Below are 23,489 nucleotides of genomic sequence, written 5' to 3'. Positions count from 1 at the left end.
GGAGAGCCCGTGCTCGAAATTCGCCACCTCAAAACCCTGCACGCCCTGCGCGAAGCCGACAGCCTGGTGGAAGCCGCCGAGCGCCTGCACCTGACGCAATCGGCACTGTCCCACCAGTTCAAGGAGCTGGAGGAGCGCCTGGGCATGCCGCTGTTCGTGCGCAAGACCAAGCCGCTGCGCTTCACCAGCGCCGGCCTGCGCCTGCTGCAACTGGCCGACGCCACGCTGCCGTTGCTGCGCGGTGCCGAGCGTGACATCGCGCGCTTGGCCGGCGGCACCGCCGGGCGTTTGCATATGGCGATCGAGTGCCACAGCTGCTTCCAATGGCTGATGCCGACCATCGACCAGTTCCGCGATGCCTGGCCCGAGGTCGAACTGGACCTGGCGTCCGGTTTCGCCTTCGCCCCACTGCCGGCCCTGGCCCGTGGCGACCTGGACCTGGTGGTCACCTCCGACCCGCTGGAACTGGCCGGCATCACCTACGTGCCGCTGTTCACCTACGAGGCCATGCTGGCGGTAGCCAACCAGCACCCGCTGGCGAACAAGCCGTATATCGTGCCCGAAGACCTGCTGACCGAAACCCTGATCACCTACCCGGTGGAACGCGACCGCCTGGACATCTTCACTCGCTTCCTGGAGCCCGCCGATGTGGAACCGGCACAGGTGCGGACCTCGGAACTGACGGTGATGATGATGCAACTGGTTGCCAGTGGCCGTGGTGTGTGCGGCATGCCTCATTGGGCGCTGCATGAATACAGCTCGCGTGGCTATGTGAAGGCCAAGCGCCTGGGCGAGAAAGGGTTGTTTGCGACGCTGTACGCGGGGATTCGTGCGGACATGCTGGACGCGCCCTATATGCGCGACTTTTTGCTCACGGCCAAGGACACGTCGTTTTCCACATTGGATGGGGTCAGCGCAGTGCGCTAGGGCGTCAGCTCGCGCCACATGTGGAGCTTGTCGAAATACTCGACGCCCACCCTCACTGCCAGCGGTTCCAGGCCGTATTGGATAAAACCGCACCGCCGGTACAGGGCAATCGCGGCGTCATTGCCGGCGGTGACAGTCAATTGAATCAGTTTGAGCCGCGGGTGTTGGCGCGCCTCAAGGAGCGCCGCCTCCACCAATCGGCGGCCCACCCCCTTCTGTTGATGCGCGTGGGTCACGTACATGCCAAACAACGTGACCTTGTGCCTGGCCTTTTCTCGCGGCTCGAATGCCAGGCCGACAATCCCTGCCAACTGCTCGCCATCGAAACCACCCAGCAGCCGATCCAGCGGATGATCAAGGCGCTTTTGCCACCAGCTCAACGGCATCGCTGCACGCTCGGCCACACTGGAGGTAAATGCCTGGGGATAGGCGCCATAAGCCTCAAGCATCAAGGCCCGATAAGCCTCGGCGTCATCGGCGCCCAGTGCACGGATCATCAAGGGCATCAGGCCGGTTCGGCCAGCGAAGCGCGGTAAAACGGCAGGATCAGGTCACGGGTCAAGGGGGCCAAGTGCAAGCCACCGTCGCCAGCCGGGTCGATCCAGCGCACCTCTTCAATCTCCGCCGCCGGGGTCACCGCCACATCGATCTGCACTTGGAACAACTGCGCGTGTACGGTGAACCCTGGTTCGTTGGCCGCAGGGGCCGAGAAGTGGCCCAGGTAGACGGCGTCATCAGGGTCGATGAGCAGGTTCAGCTCCTCGTGCAACTCGCGCACCAGGGCCTCGACGGGTTGTTCACCGGCGTCGATCTTGCCGCCAGGCTGCATGAAGGCTTGGGTGCCGCGCTTGCGCACCAGCAGGGTTTGGCCATTGCGGCCGATCAGGAGGGCCGCGGCGATACGGATCGTTGAATGGCTCATGAAAGATTCGGTGTCTCGTCAAGTTGTTTAATAAATACGCAGTATTTCGCGCCTTCCATTGCCTCGAAGGCGATCAATTTGTCCACCAATGGCAAGTTCAGCACCTTGCCGGCGTTCAGTAACAGCATACCGTTATCGGCATTGAGGTTGCGTGCCAGGACCATACCGGCTTCCAGTTCTCGAGTGGTGAGGGCCTTGACGCAGGGGTCCCCCAGGGTCACATCGCTCAGGAAGGTCGCGCAGGCCAGGACAAAATCCTCGACCAACTCCGGGTCATACAGGCGACCGGCGTATTTGCGGATATACAGCAGGGATTCGTCGCTGTTCAAATGCCGTTCAAGGATCAAGCCTTTCTGCAACTCGATGAAGTCCACGGCCAATTTCAACAGCCGCGACTCCCGCGGAATAGCATCACCCTTGAGGTGGTCGGGAAACCCCGAGCCGTCCCAACGCTCCTGGTGATGACGAATGATCCGGGCGGCATCCTTCATCGGTTCCAGGGCCATCAGCAGCGATTCGCTTTGCGCCGGGTACTCACGATACAAGCCGCGGTCGGTGCTGTGCAGTTTGTCCGACGGTGCAACCATCATGTTGTCGCTCCAGCTCAACTTGCCGATGTTGTACAACGCCGCCGCCATGGTCAGGTCACGCGTCGTGGCTTCATCGATGGACTGGGCGGCGCAGTACACGCGGATCAGTTCGATCAACGCACGGTTGGTCTGTTTGTCCTTGGGCAAGCGCAGGTTGGCCAACAGCGAAAACACTTCAGTGCCGGTCACGTAGCTGCGCTTGAGTTCGTCGTAGGCCAGGTCAAGCATGTCGGCGGTCTGCTGCAATTCGGAGGTGCGCGACGCCACACGTTTTTCCAGCGTGGCGTTGAGGACCTTGAGCTGCTCGCTCTGTGCCCGCGCCAGGCGTTCCAGGCGCTGATGCTCGAGGGACTGGTGCAACACCAACTGCAGCTCTTCGTCATTCCAGGGTTTGCTGATGTAACGGTGGATCTGCCCTTCGTTGATCGCCTTGATGATGGTCGTCAGGTCGGCATAACCGGTCAGCAGGATACGGCTGGTGGTGGGGTACAGACGGTGCACCTCAGCCAACAGCGTCGCCCCGTCCATGCCGGGCATGCGTGCATCGCTCATCACCAGGTCAATGGGCCGGCTAGCCATGATCTCCAGCGCCTGCGCACCGCTGGTGGCCAACACCAGCTCATAGGGCTGGCCGCGCAACAGGCGGCGCAGGCTGTTCAGGATCGATTCTTCATCGTCGACCAGCAGAACAGTGGACTTGCTAGCGAGTTGTTCATCCATGTGGCTCTGCCTTTAAATAAATCCAAATTGAGCTAAATTGAACCGTTGCGTCGTACCTTGTGCCGTCACTGGAAGATCCAGGCCGACTGATGCTCTTTGGGACGTCGTGCAGGCGCCAGGTTGATTTGACGCCAACAGGCCGTCGAGATCAAGGGAGCTCGACTATGCTGTCACAGGAAGTCTGTGCTCCGCTCAAAGATGGAAGCAGGGAAGGAACCGTTATGCTCTCTAGCCGTGCGCAACTGCGAAGCGCGTCATGAACACACACGCCGCGCGGGCCAACCGTCGCATTCTGATCGTGGATGACACCGCCTCGATCCACCAGGACTTTCGCAAGATTCTCTGCGCCGATGAGCACGGCGAACCCTCGTTGGACACCTTGGAGTCCACCCTTTTCGGCAGCGCAGCGCCGGTACGCCAAGCCTTTGAGCTGGACTCGGCCTACCAGGGCGAGGAAGCGCTGGTGCTGGTGAACAAGGCCCTGGACGCCTGTGCACCCTATGCCATGGTGTTTATCGATATGCGCATGCCTCCCGGCTGGGACGGTTTGCAAACCATCGAAGCGCTGTGGAGCGTCGACCCCAACCTGCAAATCGCCCTGTGCACGGCCTATTCGGACTATTCTTTTGAAGCCATCGAAGCACGGTTGAAATACAACGATCAGTTACTGATCCTGAAAAAGCCCTTCGACCATCTGGAAATCCGCCAGATGGCCAGCGCCCTGACCTGGAAATGGCAACTCGCCCAAGACGTCGCGCTGAAGGTGATCGGCCTGGAGCGCACCATTGAAGAACGTGTGCAGGAACTGCTCAAGGTTTCGCACCTGTTGCAATACGACGCGCTCACGCAATTGCCCAACAGCACGTTGCTGGGTGACCGCCTGACCCAAGCCATTGCAATGGGCCGGCGGCATGACACGCAACTGGCGGTGATGTTTATCGGCCTTGACCGCTTCAAACGCATCAACAATGCCCTGGGTTACCCGGCAGGTGACGAGGTGCTCCAGCAAGTCAGCCAAAGCCTGGTGGCGACAGTGCGTGAGTCCGACTCGGTGTTTCGCTACGGCTCCGACGAGTTCGTGATCTTGCTCAACGACATCCAGCCTCCCCAGCAAACCCAGCACATTGCGCAAAAGGTGCTCAAGGCCGTCAGCGATACTCGCCACATCGCGGGGCATGACCTGAGTGTCACGGCCAGCCTGGGTATCAGCCTCTACCCCAGCGACACCGCCAATGCGGTGGGGTTGATCAAACACGCTGAAACGGCCATGCACAACAGCAAGGAACGGGGCCCGAACGACTTCAGTTTTTATACCGAAGCGATGAACCTGCACGCCCAACACCAGCAAAACCTGGAAAGCGCGATCCTCCAGGCGCTGGAGCGCGACGAATTTGTACTGCACTACCAACCCAAGCTGGATCTGAAATCCGGGCGGGTGGTGGGTGCCGAAGCGCTGACACGCTGGTTTCAACCGCAATCGGGCTGGGTCAGCCCAATTGATTTCATTCCGGTCGCCGAAGACAGCGGCCTGATCGTGCGCCTGACTCAGTGGGTATTGCGCCAAGCTTGCGAACAAGCCCAAGCCTGGCGTGGCATGAACCTGCCACCGCTGGGCATCTCGGTGAATATCTCGGCGATCGACTTCCGCCAGCGCGACTTTGTCGACAACCTGGCCATCATCCTCGAACAGACCGGCCTGCCGCCCACCCAACTGGAACTGGAAATCACCGAAAGCGTACTGATGCAGAATGTCGACGAAACCGTCGAGATTCTGCAAAGGATCAAGGCCATGGGCGTACGCCTGGCCCTGGATGATTTCGGCACCGGCTACTCCAGCCTCAGCTACTTGCGGCGCTTTCCCATCGACGTGCTGAAGATCGACCAATCATTTGTACACGGCCTGGGTGTAAATAGCCGGGACGAACAACTGATCAGCGCTATCATCAGTTTGGGCAAAAGCCTGGAGCTGAATATCATCGCCGAAGGCGTGGAAACCGTGGAGCAGCTGAACTTCCTCAAGGCCCAGCAGTGTGACGAGGGCCAGGGGTTTCTATTCAGCAAGGCGTTGCCGGCCAAGGACTTCATCCCGTTGCTGCAAGTGGGCAGTGCGACACTGATGCCCGATCAATAGCCCTATGCTTGCAAGGAGTGCTCGCTTGAGCAACGTCTCGATTTATCGCCTCGGCCTCATGCTCCTGCTGTGGTCGGGCACGGCTGTGCCGCTGATGGCCGCGCCGCTGGACGAAGCACTGAAACCTCTACCGGAGATCCCCACACTCGACCCTGCCAAAGTCGAGCTGGGCCGCCAACTGTTCAACGAGCCGCGCCTGTCGGTCAACAACACGCTGTCCTGTGCCAGCTGTCACCGCCTGGAAACCGGGGGCGCCGACAACAAGCCGTTCTCCATTGGCTTCGACGGTAAACCCGTGGGCATCAACACGCCCACCGTGTTCAACGCCAGCCTGAACTTCAAACAGTTCTGGAATGGCCGTGTAGATACCCTCCAGGCGCAGGTCGAGCAAGTAGTGATCAGCCCGGTGGAAATGGGCAGCGACTGGAAAACCGTGGTGCAGAACCTGTCCGCCCTGCCCGCCTACCAGAACGCATTCCAGCAGGCGTACCCTGATGGCGTCACCGCCGCCAATGTACAAAACGCCCTGGCCACCTACGAGCGCACGTTGCTCACGCCTGACTCGCGGTTTGACCAATATTTGAAAGGCAACACTGAGATCCTGACGACCCAGGAGAAATACGGCTACCTGCGCTTCAAGGACTATGGCTGTATCGCCTGCCATCAGGGGGTGAACATCGGCGGCAACATGTTCCAGAAGTTCGGTGTGATGGGCGATTACTTCAAGGCACGCGGCAACCCGGTTGAATCAGACCTGGGGCGCTACCTGGTGACCCAGGACGAGGAGGACCGCTACGTGTTCAAGGTGCCCAGCCTGCGGAATGTGGCGGTCACCGCGCCGTACTTTCACGACGCTTCGGCCAAGACACTGGAGGAGGCCGTGGACGTGATGTTCAAGTTTCAACTGGGGCGTAATCCGAGCCAGGAAGACAAGGACCTGATCATCCTGTTTCTCAAGACCCTGACCGGCCAATGGGCGGGCAAGCCCCTATGAGCCTGCGATCACAGCTGTCCCGCCGCCGTACCAGCCAACTGTTACTGGGGTTGATGACCCTGCTGCTGGCCTCGACGCTGGTGTTTTTGTACCTCATGTCATCTCGCGACCAGACGGCCAGCTACACCCAGTCACGGGACCTGATCCGCCAGCTCCAACAGCTCAATGCCCAGTGGGACAGCGAAGTGCTCAAGGCGCGGATCGCGATTACCCACAACTACGATCCATTGGTCACGCCGCTGACGGAAATGACGCGGATCTGGGCCGAGCTGGAGAGCCGCGACACCTACCACAGCCCCACCGACCAGATACAGTGGCAAGCCACCCAACTGGCTTATCAGGCCGCCATCCAGGAAAAGGCGCGGCTGGTCGACCAGTTCAAATCCCACAACGCGGTGTTGCGCAACTCACTGGCCTTTCTGCCGACGGCCGAAGATGACATCCAGGCCCTGTTCAACCGCGTTGACAGTGAAGGCCAACTGCAACTGCAAGCCGTGGCCACCGACACCTACGACCTGCTGCTCAGCAGCCTGGAGCTCGCCCAGGTTACCAGCGACGAACGCGCCGCAGACATCCTGGTGGGCCTGGGCAAACTGGAAACCAACAAACAGCTCCTGCCCCGGGAGTTCCAGGCCCCGGTGGATATCCTCAGCAATCATATTTCGTTGATCCTGCGCGAGCAGCCGATGGTCAACACCTTGCTCGAACGGATTGCGGCGGTACCCGTGGCCGAGCGCCTGGATGACATGACCACCCACCTCAACCAGGACCAGCAGACCGCCGACCTCGTTGATCATCAATACCATCGCTACTTGCTGGTCTTCTCGACCTTGCTGGTGGTGTTGCTGCTGTACCTGGCGGTGCGCCTGCTGCGCAGTTTCGCCGAGATCAACCGCGTCAATCGCGCCTTGCAGGCGGCCAACGAAACCCTGGAGCAACGTGTGGAACGGCGCACGCAACAGCTCAAGGATGCCCAGAGCGAACTGATGGACAGCGCCCGCCAGGCAGGCATGGCGGAGATCGCCACCAACGTGCTGCACAACGTCGGCAACGTGCTCAACAGCGTGAACATCTCCGCCGACCTGGTCACCCGCAAGCTGCGCACCAGCAAAGCCCTGGGCCTGGGCAAAGCCATGCAACTGATCAATGAGCACCCGGACGACCTGGGCAGCTTCCTCACCGAGGACGAAAAGGGCAAATTGCTGCCCGGCTACTTGAACCAGTTGGTGGAAGCGATTGCACTCGAACAGCAAGGCATGGCCGACGAGTTGACGCAGTTAAGCAAAAGCGTTGACCACATCAAGGACATCGTCTCGACCCAGCAGTCTTACGCCGGCGCCTCCACCCTGCTCGAACCCGTCAATATCAGCACCTTGATGGAAGACGCCCTGCGCATGAACGCTGGCGCCTTGAACCGCCATCACGTCACGGTGGTCAAGGAATATGCGCCGGTACCGGATATTCTGGGCGACAAACACCGGCTGCTGCTGATCATGGTCAACCTGATCAGCAACGCCAAGTACGCCATGTCCAACCTCACCCACCGGCCACGGCAAATGACCCTGACGGTGCAACCGGGGGATGAAAACACCCTCAAGATCAGCGTGAAGGACGATGGCGAAGGTATACCGGCCGAAAACATGACCCGGATATTCACCCATGGCTTTACCACGCGTAAGGAAGGCCATGGCTTCGGCCTGCACAGCTGCGCCCTGGCTGCCGTGGAAATGAATGGCCAGCTCTGCGCCCACAGCGACGGGCCGGGCCTTGGCGCGGTCTTCACCCTGACGATCCCTCTTACCCTTGCCGGAACCACCACATGAACCAACCGCCCAACCGGCGCATCCTGTTGATTGACGACACACCGTCCATTCATGAGGATTTCCGCAAAATTCTGATGCCTGCCGTGGCGTCCAACCAGGCGTTGGATGATATGGAGTCGGCGCTGTTTGGCGATACCGCCAAACCCCAGGCCCAGCTGTTCGAGTTGCATTCAGCGTATGGCGGCGAAGAAGGTTTGGGCCTGCTGACCACGGCCATGGCGCAAAAGCACCCCTACGCACTGGCCTTTGTCGATATGCGTATGCCGCAAGGCTGGGACGGCGCGAAGACCATCGAGGAGTTGTGGAAAATCGACCCCGACCTGCAAGTGGTGGTGTGTACCGCCTACTCGGATTACTCCTGGGAAGACCTGCTATTTCGCCTGCGCGCCCATGATCGCTTGCTGATCCTGAAAAAACCGTTCGACAACATTGAAGTCCAGCAAATGGCCAACACGCTGGCCAATAAATGGGACATGGCCCGGCGCGCCTCCCTGCAAACCTCTTATCTGGAACAATTGGTCGAGCAACGCACCCAAGCGCTGCAACTGGAAATCGACGAACGCAAGCACTTGGAAAGCCAACTGGTGCAGTCGGAAAAACTCGCGTCATTGGGGCAACTCGCGGCCGGCGTCGCCCATGAAATCAACAACCCGGTGGGCTTTATTTCATCCAACCTCAGCACCCTCGACAGCTACTTCAGCCAACTGCAACAGATGCTGGCAGCCTATCAACGCTGCGAGGAACTCATCACGCTACCGGAGCAGCGCGATCAGCTCAGGACACTGCGCACAGACCTGGAATTGGACTTTCTCAAGGAGGACATTCCGATCCTGATCCGCGAGTCCAAGGAGGGCATCGGCCGTGTGACGCAGATCGTCAAGGACCTGAAAAACTTCTCGCGGGTCGATAACGACCAGACCTGGCAATTCGCAAACCTGCACCAAGGCATCGACTCGACACTGAACATCGTCGCCAGCGAACTCAAGTACAAAGCTGATGTGGTCAAGCACTACACGCCGCTGCCGGACATCGAATGCCTGGCTTCACAGCTCAACCAGGTGGTGATGAACCTGGTGATCAACGCCGCACAAGCCATGGGCCCGGAACGCGGCACCATCACCATCAGCAACGGGGTGGAGGGCGAGAACGTCTGGCTGGAAGTCACGGATAACGGTTGTGGGATCGCACCCGAGACCGTGAAGAAAATTTTCGACCCGTTCTTCACCACTAAACCCGTGGGTGAAGGCACTGGGTTGGGGCTGTCCCTCTCCTACGGCATCGTCAAGAAACACCAGGGCGATATCTTCGTCAGCAGCGAACTGGGCAAAGGCACCACATTTCGCGTGGTACTGCCGATTCGGCAAACGGCGGCGTAAGACACGCCGCCGAACCAGGATGATGCATCGGCTTTTTCAGGGCTCGAGCCAGCAGAGTTGTGGCGCTCCTCACTTCATCAGCCGGAACGCAGCAGTGGTCAGGTTTGTTAGCTCATCCCCCTGATTCAGTAGTCTCTTGACGACCCCCGGCGTGGCCTCGTTCTTTCTCAGCGCATCGCAGTAGCCTTTGGCGACCGCACTGTAATCCCCCGTGGCCGCCCCGAGAAACGCCTTGCCAAAGCCGTCTTCGCAGGTTTTACGAAAGCCGTCCAGCGCACCGCTGATAAAGGCATCAGCGCCGGGTCCGGCGTTGCCAGCGCCTTGCATCATGTTGCTCAGCCCCGGGATAAACCACAGGTTCTTGCCCCCCTCAGCGACAGACCGCCGAAGCTCAAGCGACTGGGTTTCAGCGGAGTTCGGGTAGGGCGCGTCGCGCTGATGATCGTCGGCCCACTGTGTTTTCTGCACAAACGCCCCTTCGCGCGCGCCATCTTGCTGATGCCCCACAGGCTGGAGAATGGGCATGTCATTAATGAAAGGTTTAGGGGAAACAAAAAAAGGTACGTTGAGCATGACTCATTGACTCCAAGTGCGTTAATTGGCATCCCGTGAGCAACAGGCGCCCTGCCTGGATAGTGGCCATCACTCTGCAAACAGTTCCCTCGCCGCGCTGTCGGCACGCAAATGACGTCCCAGAGCCTTCAATTGTTGTCCTCGGTTTCAGAACGGGCGCAGAATGCCGGATCGACCTGAAGAGTCCGAACCAAGGAAAACCGTATGAGCCTGTCGTTACTAAGCCGTTACGCCTTCTTTGCCGTGTGCGTCATTTTCACCCTCGCCAGCCTGCCCTTTGTCGAACATGACTGGCTATGGCCCATCACCCTAGTCACCGGCATCCTCAGCCTGATCGGCATTTTCGACCTGCTGCAAAGCCCCCACGCCGTGCGCCGCAACTACCCGATCCTGGGCAATATCCGCTACCTGGTGGAGGCCATTCGCCCGGAAATTCGCCAGTACCTGCTGGAGTCCGACAGCGACGCCCTGCCCTTCTCCCGGGCCCAGCGCTCGCTGGTTTACTCGCGCGCCAAGAATGAATCCGCCGACAAACCCTTCGGTACCCTGATCGACGTCTACCAGTCGGGCTTCGAATTTATCGGCCACTCCATGCGCCCGGCGCCGCTGAGCGACCCCAGCGCCTTTCGCGTGATGGTCGGCGGCCCGCAGTGCAAACAGCCGTACTCGGCGTCGGTGTTCAACATCTCGGCCATGAGCTTCGGTTCGTTGAGCGCCAATGCGATCCGCGCCCTGAACCAAGGCGCCAAGCTCGGCAACTTTGCCCATGACACCGGCGAAGGCAGCATCAGCCCCTACCACCGCGAGAATGGCGGCGACCTGACCTGGGAACTGGGCAGCGGCTACTTCGGTTGCCGCACCAGCGATGGCCGTTTCGACCCGGAACGCTTCGCCGTGCAGGCGCAAAACCCGCAAGTGCGCATGATCGAAATCAAGATGAGCCAGGGTGCCAAGCCCGGCCACGGTGGCATCCTGCCCAAGCACAAGGTCACCCAGGAAATCGCCGATACCCGCGGCATCATGATGGGTGAAGACTGCATCTCGCCGTCGCGCCACAGCGCGTTTTCCACGCCGATCGAGATGATGCAGTTCATCGCCCAGCTGCGCGAACTGTCCGGCGGCAAACCCGTGGGGTTCAAGTTCTGCCTCGGCCACCCCTGGGAGTTCATGGGCATCGCCAAGGCCATGCTCGAAACTGGCATCCTCCCGGACTTTATCGTGGTCGATGGCAAGGAAGGTGGCACCGGCGCCGCACCGGTGGAGTTCACTGACCATATCGGCGTGCCACTGCGTGAGGGTCTGTTGTTCGTGCATAACACCTTGGTGGGCCTGAACCTGCGCGACAAGATCAAGCTCGGCGCCAGCGGCAAGATCGTCAGCGCCTTCGATATCGCCAGCGTCCTGGCCATCGGTGCCGACTGGGCCAACTCGGCACGCGGGTTTATGTTCGCTATCGGCTGCATCCAGTCGCAAAGCTGCCACACCAACAAATGCCCGACCGGCGTCGCCACTCAGGACCCACTGCGCCAGCGAGCCCTGGTGGTGCCCGACAAGGCCCAGCGCGTGTTCAATTTCCACCGCAACACCCTCAAAGCGCTGGCGGAAATGCTCGCCGCCGCCGGCCTGGATCATCCGTCGCAGCTGTCGGCCAAGCACTTGGTGCGACGCATGTCGGCGACTGAAATCAAGCTGTTCTCGCAGTTGCATGTGTTCTTGAAGCCCGGTGAATTGCTCACGGGTGAAGTGAATGGCGAGTTTTATTCGCGCATGTGGCAGATGGCACGGGCCGATAGTTTTGAGCCGCATGAGGTCGTTGCTGCGTAACCATTTGCAGATCATTACCCGCTGAACCGGACCACCGACGGCATCGTTGAAAACCAGGAGATTCACATGCCGTTACTGGACTTCGCCGGCATCGCCGAGCAATTGCCTGAAAGCTGGAAATCCAAACGCCTGGGCCAGGTCGGCCCGGCGCGGATCAAGGTGCTGCGCATGGATGAGCAGGCGTATGCGCAAGAAACTCATGATTACAACGAAGGCTTGTTGGTGATCAGCGGTCAGTTACGCCTGCGCATCGATCACCAAGAAATCCGCGTGGAAGCCGGCCAGATGTACCTCGTGCAAGCCGGTATCCCCCATGCCGTACTCGCCGGCAGCCAAGGCACGTTGGTGATCATCGATGTCTAGAGACATTCAGTAATATCCCGCCTTTGCAATTGCTTACAAATACCGCCAACCTGCGCCCGCCCGACGTGCGGCGTGGGACAACTGCGCCCTGCACCTGTCATTACTAAACTTATTTGTACAAGAGCCCGCAGCCATGCTGAACGGACGCGACCCACGCATCGATTTTTTTCGGGGCCTGGCGTTGATCTTCATTTTCTGGGATCACGTCCCCCACAACCCACTCGGCCAGATCACCCTGCGCAATATCGGCTTCAGCGATGCGGCTGAAGTGTTTGTGTTTCTTGCCGGCTACGCCTCGGTGCTGGCCTACGGCAAGGTCCTGCAGCGCGAGGGTTACTGGATGGCTTGCCTGAAGATCCTGCGTCGCACCTGGGTGTTGTACGTGGTGCATATCTTCCTGCTGGCGATGTTGATGGGCATCGTGTTCTTCGCCAACAGCCATGTGGAAACCCGCGACCTGGTTGCAGAGATGGGCCTGACGCACTTCGTCGCCCACCCACAACAAGCCCTGGTCGATGAGCTGCTGCTGCGCTTCAAACCCAACCTGATGGACCCGTTGCCGCTGTACATCGTGCTGTTGGCCGGGCTGCCGCTGGTACTGCCCCTGCTCCTGAGCCGCACCTGGACGGTGGTGGCCGTGTCGCTGGGGGTGTACCTGCTGGCACCTCACCTGGGATGGAACCTGGCGGCAATTGCCGACGGTGTGTGGTACTTCAACCCGGTCACCTGGCAGTTGCTGTTTGTGCTGGGAGGCGCAGCGGCGATCCGTAGCCAACAGCCACGCCCGCAGGACAATCGGCCACTGCTGCGCCAGCCGTTGTTCGTCATGGCGGCGCTCTACACGCTGGCCGCCGGTGTGATCACCATCGCCTGGCGCTGGCCCGAGATCCACGACGCCTTCATGCCGTCGGCCCTCAGCGAGCGGCTGTACCCGATCAGCAAGACCGACCTGTCGCCCGTGCGCCTGCTGCATTTCCTGGCACTGGCCTATGTCACCGCCAAACTCTTGCCGGGGCGCGCCTGGACGCAAAACTGGCTGGCGCAGCAAACCTGCCGGATGGGGCGTTATTCACTGGAAGTGTTCTGCCTGGGCGTGCTGCTGGCGCCGTTGGCGGACATGCTCAACGCCCTGACCGGTGATGCTTTCGCCATGCAGATCTACACCGCGCTGGTGGGGACTGGCGTGATGGCGTTGCTGGCGGCATGGCTAGAATTCAACAAGCGTCTGAATCAACCGAGACAGGCCGCCACGGCCTGAACGGCTTGCCTTGCCCTTGGCATGGCGTTCGGTAATGAGCGTCCCAGATCAGGGTGAATCGCTGGCTTGGCTGCGCAAGTGAGCAGCCGTGAGTGAGCTGAGAAGATCACTCTGGCGTTTCAGGATTCAGCCCAGGGGCTACCTATGCACCCGCGCTTCATGCACCGGTGGAATGCTTGTCGCATCGCGCGCCTTCCCCCCGAAAAAGCGCAAGTGAGTTCAACAGCGTACGGGTATCCCCCTCCGTGATGAACGCGTCACGGAAGGCTTTGCCGGTCTCTGGATTGAACAGGCCATCACGCTCAAACCGTTCAAAAGCCTGGCGGGCCAGGACACCGGACCACAGGTAGGAATACATTCTGGCCCCATAGCTCCCCATCGGTTGTTCGAAGCTGTTGACCGGGCGGGTGCCATCAGGCCACTGCAAATGCCCGACTTCAACGTTGGCGTGGGTGAAAACCTCATGAGGTGTACGCCCGTCGCCGTAGGTACGGTGCAACTCGAAGTCGACGAGGCCCGTGAGCAAGACACTGGCAGTCTCGTGGCTGGTCTGGGTGCGAACCCATCGGCTCATTTGATTGGCCATATCGTCAGACAAGGGATCTCCCGTCTGGAAATGGCCGGACAGCCAGATCAGGCAGGGTGCAGTAAAGCAGAATTGCTCCAGCACCTGGCCGAAAAACTCTGTCGTATCGTGGCTTAACTGGCCCATACCCGAAATCGCCCGATAGGGAGCGGCGGTCAACAAATGCTGCAGGCAGTGGCCGAACTCATGCAACAAGACCCTCAATTGCAGATGATCCAGCAAGCAAGGCTGGGTCGCTGTCGGTCGTGGCAACTGGCTGCGTAGCACGGCTATCGGCCGCTGTGGACGCCCCTCGGCGGTCATGCGGTGATTACGCAAGCCCGAGGCGGCGCCAATCTCGCCGCCCGCCACGCGGCGATAAGGGTCAATAAACAAATGCCCAATCGGCTCCGCGTACTCCCTGAGTTCAAATACCCGCACATCCGGATGCCAGGTATCAACCGTGGTTTGTTCGATCAGCTCAACGCCGAACAGCGTTTTGGTGAACGAGCACAAGCGTTGCAGCACCGTGTCCAACGGGAAGTAATTGCGCACTACGTCTCGGGAGACGCCAGCCACGCCCTGGCGAATTTTTTCCGCGAAATAGTCGTAATCCCAGGGTTCCAGAGCATCGCCCCCCTGCTGCGCGGCATAACGTTGCAGTTGTTGTGTCTCATGGGCAAATGTCGTGCGTGCCTGATCAACCTGTTGATGAAGAAATGCAGTGACCTCATCGGTCGACTCCGCCATTTGTTCCACCAGTGCCAGTTCGGCGAAGTTGGCATAACCCAGCAGTTGTGCTTTCTGGTGACGAGTGTCGAGCAACACTGTCAGAACCGGCTCATTGTCGGTAGCAATGGCGTCAGGGCCAGTACCCACGGCACGACTGTAGTAAGCCACCAGCACTTCCTGGCGTAAGGCTCGATGGTTGGCGTAGCTCATCACATCCTGAAAGGACTGCGCGCAAAGGGTTAATAACCAACCCTCCAGCCCTGCGTCCCGAGCCGCAACCTCCATGCGTGCCAGGGCGGTATCAGGCAGCCCGCTCAGCAGCGCCTTGTCCTGGATGTGCTTACGCCATGCGTCGTTGGAGTCTCTCACGCGGCGCAGGAACTCCTGACTGAACGCGTCGATTTGCAGGTTCAACGCTTTCAGCCGGTGCTGCTGCTCAGGCGAAAGATCAAGGCCAGCCAAGTGGTACTTGCGCAGTATTTTACGCAACGCACTTTGGCGTTGTTGATTGAAAAGGGCTGCGATCGGGCTATCGGCAAGTTGGCGGTGGAGCTGATACAGGTCATTGTTCGCGGCCAGCTCGGCGCTGTACTGCACTGCAAGCTCATAACTGCGGTGCGATGCCTGCTGCCAAGTCGGCTCTTGGGGAATAGAGTCAAGCAGTTCAATGACTTTGAGAACGCCATCCAGGCGTGCCTCCAGTTCCTCCACGGCTTGTACCAGGTCGTCCCAGGTAGGGAATGACGCCTGGCTGGCAATGATCGTGGCGGTGGTGTTGCGGCTCTGCGCGATGATCTGCTCAATGGCGGGCACCAAGTGTTCTGCTCGGATGGCTGAGAACGGTGGCAAGTCGTAGGGCAGTAGCAGTGGATTGCTTTCAGACATGAAGTCACTCTTCAAAGGTAGCAGTCGAAGCAGCCAGCCTAGGGAATGAATTATCGTTGGAGGGATAGATAGATATGAGCAAAGCGCTAAGGCGCAAAACCGGATGCCCCGTGTTATGCACAGGCGCAGTGCTCGCGATGTCTGGCCTCAGGGGCGGCAGGCATACAAGTATCTAACGCTCTCCAAGGAGCGTTGAGCGATTAAATCGCCTTGCAGTTCACAACACTCAAAGGACGAGACAAACCATGGACATCACGCCACATGTCATTTCCGAAATAGTCACTACCGTTCTGGCGGCACTGCATTCAACGGACGCTGTTGATAGTCCAGAAAATGCCCCCGTCAAAGACCCCTATCGAAAACATATTTTCTGGCTGGAAGAACGCGACGACGCAGAGAGTCTTGTCGTCGCGATCCGGGCAAACATCACCGTGAAGGGCGACTGCAGAGCACAGGTCTTACACGTCAGCGAACCCCATCTGGTCGGCAGGATTGCCGCGACACCAGCGGGCTATTTCCAGATCGAAACCCCTGACAACGAATTTACCCCAAGGCTTCGATGCCGGCTCGTACCGGGAAGAGCACGCCCGCTATGGCTACTAGGGGACAACATGCTTGAGTACAGCAGCGATAAACCGATCGTGATCCACGCACACAAAGACATTGACCTGTGGTACGAGGTCCACGAGAAACCCGCCGTCGCCCACGACTGATTCCGCTCAAATGGGAGACCTTCAACCTCAGCATCGGTTGAAGGTTTTTTACCGCGTCACTCGCGCCCAAAACCGGCCTTGAGCTTACTTGCCGGCGGCCCACGACAGCGCGCAGCGTACTAGCCCGCGGCCGGAGCGCCTCGTTCAGGCAGAACGCGCCAGCGCCCCCGTCGGCTTCAACTTGAACGCGTAGAACAGCACCGTCAGCAGCACCAGGAACACCGGGCCGACGTACAGTGCGATACGGGTATCGGGGAAGTACGCCATCAGCCCCACCACCAGCATCAGGAACGCCAGCGCCAGGTAGGAACTGACCGGGTACAACCACATGCGGTATTTGAGCCCCGCCACCTCAGCCGGGCTCAGGCTTTTGCGGAACTTGAGCTGGGCCAGCAGGATCATCAACCAGGTCCAGATCGCGCCGAACGTGGCAACGGAAGTGACCCACACAAAGACTTTTTCCGGGACCATGTAATTGAGCAGTACGCCCAGCAACAGCACGAAAATCGACAACAGCAGCGCCTTGCGCGGTACGCCGTTGCTCGACGTGGTGCCGAACGTGGCAGGTGCCTGGCCGTTTTGCGCCAGGCTGTAGAGCATGCGCCCGGTGCTGAAGATGCCGCCATTGCACGACGACAACGCGGCGGTAATCACCACGAAGTTGATGATGCCGGCAGCCGTCTTGATACCCAGTCGCTCAAAGGTCATCACGAATGGGCTGCCCTGGGTGCCGATTTCATTCCATGGGTAGATCGACAGGATCACGAACAACGCCCCCACGTAGAACAGCAGGATGCGCCAGAACACCGAGCCGATGGCACTGGGGATGGTCTTCTGCGGGTTCTTCGCCTCACCGGCGGTCAGGCCGATCATCTCCACGCCCAGGTAGGCGAACATCACCATCTGCAAGGACATCAACACGCCCGTGATGCCGTTGGGCATAAAGCCGCCGTGGGCCCACAGGTTGGAAATACCCAGCGCCACGCCGTCATTGCCAAAACCAAACGCGATGATGCCGACGCCGCCGATGACCATGGCAATGATCGTGACGATCTTGATCAGGGCAAACCAGAACTCGAACTCACCGAACGCCTTGACCGCGATCAAGTTGATCGTGCCCATGCTGATCAACGCCGCCAGGGCCCAGATCCAGCGCGGGGTGTCGGGGAACCAGACGCCCATGTACACGGCCACGGCGGTAATTTCCGCCACGCAGGTCACCAGCCACAGGAACCAATAGTTCCAGCCGGTCAGGAAACCGGCCAATGGGCCAAGATAGTCTTGGGCATAACGACTGAACGAGCCGGCGACGGGATTGTGCACCGCCATTTCGCCGAGGGCGCGCATGATCACCAGGATCGCCAGGCCGCCAATGATGTACGACAGCATGATCGCCGGGCCGGCCATTTCAATGGCCTTGGCCGAGCCGAGAAACAAGCCGACACCGATACAGGCGCCGAGGGCCATCAGGCGAATATGCCGTTCACCGAGTTCGCGTTTGAGCGGGCCGCCTTGAACGGTCTCGCCATGGGGCAGTGGGTTGCCTACTGGCATAAGGGTACAACCTCATTTTGTTATTGGATTGTCCGTCGAGTTTGCGGGGTGCAGGCCGGTAAGCCTGCGCCCTTGTCGAAACCGGGGCCGCCTCATGGACGGGCCCTTCTTGCCGGGCAAGATCAGCGGGGCATGCAGTATAAAAACCTGGAGACAGGGTCTTTCACTATAAAACACGCCAATTTCAGCGGTATTTCGCGGGAAAAAGCCGGTTTATGGAGGGGCATTACCTAGCCAAGCGTGAAAGACCACGAGGCGAAACGGCGGCGAGTATTGCACAGCCAGGGTGCATCGTCATGCCCCTACCATCGCCCAATGGTCACTGCGAGGGGCTCTATCTCAAGGCTTTCACGCCATAGCGATACAAACCCTGGAAAAAGGCGAAAGGTCCCGATGAAGACTGCGCCCGCAACCGGCACGCTCAGTCATCACCTTAACGAGACTTCATGGATGACTGAATTGACCACCCCACCTGAGCAGCCGGCCCCCTCCCCGCGCCGGGAAGGCGACCGGCAACTGCTGAACACCTTAATCGCACACCTTAAGACCGAACCCTACGCCCCCGCAGACTCAATCACGGTGCCGGCCCACTGCGCCCTCGGCCGCTGGCTTGTGCTCTATCGCCAAGCGCTCGACCGCCCCTCTTTCGTGGCCTGGGCCGGGCAGCGGCGTTTCAACCCGATGGAAGTGAACGTGCGCAACGGCACTCTGTATGCCAACGGTGCCACCTTCACCGATGCGGATGCCAGCGGCTGGCAGCAGCTCGCGCCGCCCATCCTGGCCATCGCCCAGATCATCGACCCAGATGCCTTCGGCCTGGCCTATCCTGGCGCAAACCTGTCACTGAGCGCCCGCCAAGTGCTGCGGTTCCAGGGCTGCCCCCAACCGACTACGCCTGCCCAACGCGGCGTGCTGATTGACGCACTGGGTAAGACCGAACCTGCGCTCGCGCACGCGTTCGGGCGACTGAATCAGGATCTGCACGCGGCAGCCAATGCACTGCACGCACAGATCGTCGAAGACGACCTGAACGAACACACATTCAACCTGTTGAGTGTGTATCGCTGCCGACTCCCGCTGGCTTGCGGCTCGTTCTGGGCCGTGACCATGAAGACCGCCGCCACGTTACTCGGGGAGATCACTGAGCATCCGCAGTTTCTCGCCTTGACTCGCCCCGATGCACTGACCCAAGGCCTGTACGAATTTGACCACCAGCAACACTCGATCAGAGGCGCCGGCCCCTGGGGTCAACGGGTGGACATCAGCCATGAACAACTGTCGCAGCTGCCGCTGGGCGATCGCCTTGAACGCTTGCAAGCCTGCGCTTCGGCCATGAACCTGTTCGTCCATCAGGACGGCCAATTCAGCCTCGCCCAGTTGCTCAGCTTGCACGACCTGCCGTTGCCGGATAATCGCGAGGCGGCCTGGGAGCTGATGGAACAACTGCGGCGCAGCGAACCGGTGCCGGTGCCGCCCGTGAATGATCTGGCGCATTCCGACGTCGCCTTGCGGCAGTATCGACAACGCCTCGAAACCACCCGGCTCGCTAGCCCCCCGTTGGGCAATTACTGGGCAGCGCTGGGTATGCCACTACCGGGTGCACTGACCCTTTCAACCGAACAACGCGCCGAGGTGATCCAGATCAGCGCCACGTTCGTCCCACAACCCAGCCCCGGTTTGTTCAACCTGCTGGCCGCCGATCTGCCGCCTGGGCCACCGGATGGGCAACTGCAACAATTGCTTGCCACTCCCCGTGCGCAGACGCTGGCCGACTCGTTGCTCGGCGCCGTGGGCTGGTTTGGCCACGCCCCCGGTGAAGCGACCAGCAACGCCAGCCGAGACGCATTGGTCCTTGCCGCGCTGATCCTGAGTCTCGACCCACAGGCCGCACAAGCGCGATACACCCTCGCCGGCCTGAACCTGAACCACAGCGATTACCATGGACGTCGTTATGCAGACCTGCGCCGCTCACTTGAGCTGCACCTGATCGAAGTCGGTGTGGCTACCTCTCAATCCACAGCGTTGGCCGCGCACCTGTTGCTGGCCGGTATCGCACCGGAATTCTTGGTGCAAGGCATACCTGATTCGCTGTACTTCATGACCTCCCACGCCTGGATGCTGTTCAAACAAGGCGTGATGCTGGCAGAAGAGCTCGCCTGCGGGTCAACACGACAGCTGGCGTTCAGCGATATCATCGCCCTCGCCACCCAGGCGCCTGCGACGGACCAGGAGCGCTGGTGGCGCGAGTATTACGCCACCGCCAGCCTGATCGACTGGGCAATCGTCCAAGGCGAACTGCAACCTGCGCAGACCTATCGACCCAATGCAATCGACACCGTCAAAGAGCGCCTGAAAGCCCGTATAAAGACCTTGCACGACGCAGCCGAAACCTTGCGCAGCACGCTCATCCCACGCCGCCGCCTGGCCTTGAATGACCTTAAACGCGTCTTCCCCAACCACCGCGGGCTGAAGAAAAAATGCCTGCAAGAAGGGCAAGGCCCCTCTCGGCTCCCCTCCTACAGGCCGACCACGGGCGTAAAGCTTCAGTCGTTGGTGGATCTGCATATGGGCGGCCACCTGCAACCCTTTGACGATAAATGGCGCTCAACCGAACCCGAACTCGACCTCACCACGCTGAAAAAAAACTTTGGCCGGTTGCGCGATGTCAACGCGCTGTTCAGCGAGGCCGCGGGGGCTTACACCCAACGACTCAAAGAAGCCTATCTCCGAGCGATCAGTTACCTACTGTCGCAGTTACCTCTGGCCGACCGCAAGCGCTTACACGAGGGGGCGGTACAACTGCTCGTGGTGAGGCAAGCCGCCAACAAGCCGCTGATCGAGGAAGGGCCCGGGGAGAAAATGGCCCGTACCGGCCGCTTCGGCTTCATCCTGCGTTGTACGGCAGGCAATACCGTTCATGACTACGAACTGTTTCCCCTGCTCAACCAGGTGCAACAAAACACCCGCCTCCCCACCGTGCTGGAACTGGGAGGCCGCCCGCTCAAAGTCACCACCGGCTCCCCCCACAGCACACGACCGATCGCGTATTTGCAGGAGGGCAGTCGCTTGGCCATTGATGAGGACGCCTACTTCAAAGGCCGCCCACCCACACCTGGCAAGTATTGCACCGTTATCGTGGATCGACTTGGCCACTTCGCAGGGCTACCGGCCACTGCCCGTCCGCTGGTGTTCGACTCGCCAAGAAACCTCACGTTGGCGAGCACCATCGTCAATCACCACTTTTTCATCGATATCGACATTTGGGTGGCCCAGGCCAAAGGCTTGACCCTCCATGAAGAGCGGGAAAAAAACAGCAAGCGGCTGTCAGAGGCGCTACTGGGCTTCATACCTTTCTGGACCTGCGGCCACGACCTCGCGTCAGGGGAAATCAAGCGTGTACTCGATGGCACCCTCGGCTGTTTCTTCGACATGCTTGGCTTGATCATGCCGACCAAAGGCTTTATTACCAGTGGCTGGAGCCGCCTGATCAAGCCCGCACCGGCCTACTTGAAACTGCTGCACCTGACCAAACTCAGTGCCACCTTTATCAATGAGCTGATCAACCCATTGGAGGCAGTGCCGTCGCTGGTGCGCCTGACGACCTATGGTCTGGCCAAGTTAAACCACTCTGGCCAGCGGGCACTGGCAGGCGCACTGCGTCATGCCCAACAACGGCTGGCCCACGGGGCGACGATGGATTACGCCCGGCTGATCAACCGCGCCGACGTCAGGCCTGGCGTTCTGATGCACCCTGAGGGGTTGACGCCCGTGCTGGCGATCAGGCGCGCCAACGCCTGGCATGCCTTTGACCCCTTCAGTGCAAGGCCCTACGGTCCCGCGCTGGAGGGTTTGCAACTGGACACCACGATGGCCATCACCCCGGTCAGCTTCGCCGACGGCTACAAAGCGCTCGTTGTAGAAGCCTTTTTCGACACGACGCCCGTGCTCATTCAACGCGTCGACGCGACCGACTTGTTGGACCAAGGCCGCGTCTGGCGTTTGTCCCATACGCACCCCAGCCATCTGGACGAGCTCACCTCAGTGGCCCATGCCAAGCTCACCGAGCACTTCGACACGGTCTGCCCCGCCGGCAGAGCAAAGCGCAGCCCGGGAGTGCCCCTCATCTGTTTCACCAAAAGGCTGTATGCCTTTAAGGACTCGATTCATAGACGCCGAGTCCAGGCCCTCGACCATATTCGCATCCAGCCGGCACCGATGGTGGATGGCAACAAACGCCAGTTGGTCTATTACCGAAACGTGCATGATGTCACCCCGCACTACGACGTCTTCGAGCTGATCCCTCACCCCCAACCCTCTGCATTGATCTACCAACAACAGGTCAGCGGCAGGCGCATAGACAACGAACCACAGTTCGGCTTGCCCGAAGACGACCTGGACAACCTGCTCACCCGTAAAACCCAAGTGGTGGAAATCGACGGGCTGGTAAACCTCATCAATGACCGCCGAACCCTCCGGGCGCTGGAGATCACCCTCCCCAACACGACAACGCCTTACTGGGTGGCCGAGCCCGATGTGGGGGTTTTTTACCGGACAAATGCAACGCCCAGCGGCGCCAACACCTTGCAATTCCACCAATTGGATTTCAGCCAAGGTGGCGACGACACAGCCCTGATCAGGGCCTATTGCGACACCAAAATGCAGTTTTTACGCGCAGGTGGGATGATTCCCGACCAACCGCTGGTGACACTGCCGACCCTCGAAGTCCTGTACCGGCAGTTAAACAAGCGCGGATTCTTGCCCGCAAAAATCGAGAAAATCCGCCAGAAAGCCAGCACCCTGAGTGTCATGAAACAGCGCGAATTGCTGCTCAATGCCTCGGATAACGGGCGACGCCTGGACATCAGCGTCGCCTCGCGCCCGGTCCAATTGGACATCTGGCCGCCAAACCCCGGCCTGGGCGCCCAGCACAATCAGTACCTCGCCGAGCAAGCCAACGCCAGCACTCAAGCCATGCTGGAGAGGACCGGCCTGAGATCCGCCAACGTCGTAGGTGAAACCCCGCAAGAAATGCTGCGACTGCAAGAAGCTGAACCCGTGGTGATGTGGGAGTACAGCAAGATCGGTCACCCGAACTACACCGAGGTCATTCTCAAGACCGGTGCCGGCAATTGTGACCAGATGGCCCATGTGGCGTGTGAAATGATCCGAACCAATGGCGGCGTCGCTCATGTGTGGAGCTGCCGGGGCCATACCTTTGTGGTGGTGGGTACGGTCCCTGCGGGCTTGACCCAGACCCTGGATTTCCAGGGCGCCGGCTGGGCGAACCTGTCTATCTGCGACCCCTGGGCTTCAATTACATGTCGGGCGCAGGACTATCTACGGCAACTGAAGATAAAAATGACCGTCTGGTACCTGGAGGACAAGATGGTGTTTTTCCATGATGGCGTGAGCCGGCGCTGGGCACCGGCCAATGACCCGACCTGGCTGCACATACTGGAGACCAGCATTAAGTATCCGGTGCCATGAACACATTTTTTCCCCAACCGGCTACCCGCGACTAAGCTTCAGGCAAGTCCGA

The 23,489-nt window shown here is 59.9% G+C and carries 16 protein-coding genes; 10 read left to right on the top strand and 6 right to left on the bottom strand.

Translation table 11 applies throughout. The annotated features are described in order from the left end of the window. The first annotated feature begins 9 nt into the window (after positions 1–9). On the top strand, positions 10–927 hold the full coding sequence (gene metR / locus M5B43_RS09760) for a transcriptional regulator MetR (RefSeq protein WP_043051677.1): 918 nt from the start codon (positions 10–12) through the stop codon (positions 925–927). On the opposite strand, the gene M5B43_RS09755 is transcribed toward metR, so the two are convergent. From M5B43_RS09755 to M5B43_RS09745, 3 genes are read right to left on the bottom strand one after another with little or no spacing between them, the layout of a single operon-like run. Continuing rightward, positions 924–1,427, bottom strand: coding sequence for a GNAT family N-acetyltransferase (locus M5B43_RS09755; protein ID WP_248749968.1), 504 nt, complete (start codon positions 1,425–1,427; stop codon positions 924–926). The two genes, metR and M5B43_RS09755, sit on opposite strands and share 4 nt — an antisense overlap. A gap of 5 nt (positions 1,428–1,432) precedes the next feature. Beyond that, entirely contained in the window at positions 1,433–1,849 is a 417-nt protein-coding gene (locus tag M5B43_RS09750) for an NUDIX domain-containing protein (RefSeq protein WP_248749904.1), read from the bottom strand. Beyond that, entirely contained in the window at positions 1,846–3,159 is a 1,314-nt protein-coding gene (locus M5B43_RS09745; protein WP_248749903.1) for an HD domain-containing phosphohydrolase, read from the bottom strand. The genes M5B43_RS09750 and M5B43_RS09745 overlap by 4 nt, the downstream gene beginning before the upstream one ends. A gap of 256 nt (positions 3,160–3,415) precedes the next feature. On the opposite strand from M5B43_RS09745, the gene M5B43_RS09740 reads away from it, so the two are divergent. From M5B43_RS09740 to M5B43_RS09725, 4 genes are read left to right on the top strand one after another with little or no spacing between them, the layout of a single operon-like run. Next, on the top strand, positions 3,416–5,290 hold the full coding sequence (locus M5B43_RS09740; protein ID WP_248749902.1) for a GGDEF and EAL domain-containing protein: 1,875 nt from the start codon (positions 3,416–3,418) through the stop codon (positions 5,288–5,290). Between the two features lie 25 nt (positions 5,291–5,315). Beyond that, the gene (locus tag M5B43_RS09735; RefSeq protein ID WP_248749901.1) at positions 5,316–6,284 is read left to right on the top strand and encodes a cytochrome c peroxidase; all 969 of its coding nucleotides are present in this window, start codon (positions 5,316–5,318) and stop codon (positions 6,282–6,284) included. Then, complete coding sequence (locus M5B43_RS09730; protein ID WP_248749900.1) at positions 6,281–8,107, top strand: DAHL domain-containing protein; 1,827 nt, start codon at positions 6,281–6,283, stop codon at positions 8,105–8,107. The genes M5B43_RS09735 and M5B43_RS09730 overlap by 4 nt, the downstream gene beginning before the upstream one ends. Continuing rightward, entirely contained in the window at positions 8,104–9,483 is a 1,380-nt protein-coding gene (locus M5B43_RS09725; protein ID WP_248749899.1) for an ATP-binding protein, read from the top strand. The genes M5B43_RS09730 and M5B43_RS09725 overlap by 4 nt, the downstream gene beginning before the upstream one ends. Positions 9,484–9,552: 69 nt before the next feature. On the opposite strand, the gene M5B43_RS09720 is transcribed toward M5B43_RS09725, so the two are convergent. Continuing rightward, complete coding sequence (locus tag M5B43_RS09720; protein WP_248749898.1) at positions 9,553–10,056, bottom strand: hypothetical protein; 504 nt, start codon at positions 10,054–10,056, stop codon at positions 9,553–9,555. A 204-nt stretch (positions 10,057–10,260) separates the two neighbouring features. On the opposite strand from M5B43_RS09720, the gene M5B43_RS09715 reads away from it, so the two are divergent. From M5B43_RS09715 to M5B43_RS09705, 3 genes are all read left to right on the top strand, one after another. Beyond that, entirely contained in the window at positions 10,261–11,880 is a 1,620-nt protein-coding gene (locus M5B43_RS09715) for an FMN-binding glutamate synthase family protein (RefSeq protein ID WP_248749897.1), read from the top strand. Between the two features lie 66 nt (positions 11,881–11,946). After that, entirely contained in the window at positions 11,947–12,243 is a 297-nt protein-coding gene (locus M5B43_RS09710) for a cupin domain-containing protein (protein ID WP_248749896.1), read from the top strand. Between the two features lie 133 nt (positions 12,244–12,376). Further along, positions 12,377–13,501, top strand: a complete 1,125-nt coding sequence (locus M5B43_RS09705) for an OpgC domain-containing protein (protein ID WP_248749895.1) — start codon at positions 12,377–12,379, stop codon at positions 13,499–13,501. A gap of 157 nt (positions 13,502–13,658) precedes the next feature. On the opposite strand, the gene M5B43_RS09700 is transcribed toward M5B43_RS09705, so the two are convergent. After that, positions 13,659–15,683 (bottom strand): M3 family metallopeptidase, encoded by a 2,025-nt coding sequence (locus tag M5B43_RS09700; protein ID WP_248749894.1) that lies wholly within the window; start codon positions 15,681–15,683, stop codon positions 13,659–13,661. 245 nt (positions 15,684–15,928) lie between these two features. On the opposite strand from M5B43_RS09700, the gene M5B43_RS09695 reads away from it, so the two are divergent. Then, positions 15,929–16,396, top strand: coding sequence for an ecotin family protein (locus M5B43_RS09695; protein ID WP_248749893.1), 468 nt, complete (start codon positions 15,929–15,931; stop codon positions 16,394–16,396). A 144-nt stretch (positions 16,397–16,540) separates the two neighbouring features. On the opposite strand, the gene M5B43_RS09690 is transcribed toward M5B43_RS09695, so the two are convergent. Beyond that, positions 16,541–17,950: an amino acid permease gene (locus M5B43_RS09690; protein ID WP_248749892.1), complete on the bottom strand. Its 1,410-nt coding sequence runs from the start codon at positions 17,948–17,950 to the stop codon at positions 16,541–16,543. Positions 17,951–18,400: 450 nt separating this feature from the next. Between M5B43_RS09690 and M5B43_RS09685 the strand changes: the two genes are divergently transcribed. After that, positions 18,401–23,437 carry a hypothetical protein gene (locus M5B43_RS09685; protein WP_248749891.1) on the top strand — a complete coding sequence of 1,679 codons (5,037 nt, stop codon included), beginning with the start codon at positions 18,401–18,403 and terminating at the stop codon, positions 23,435–23,437. Positions 23,438–23,489: the final 52 nt, after the last annotated feature.

The sequence above is a fragment of the Pseudomonas sp. MWU15-20650 genome, assembly GCF_023242475.1.
Lineage (GTDB): Bacteria > Pseudomonadota > Gammaproteobacteria > Pseudomonadales > Pseudomonadaceae > Aquipseudomonas.
This window is presented reverse-complemented; position numbering and strand designations above follow the sequence as displayed.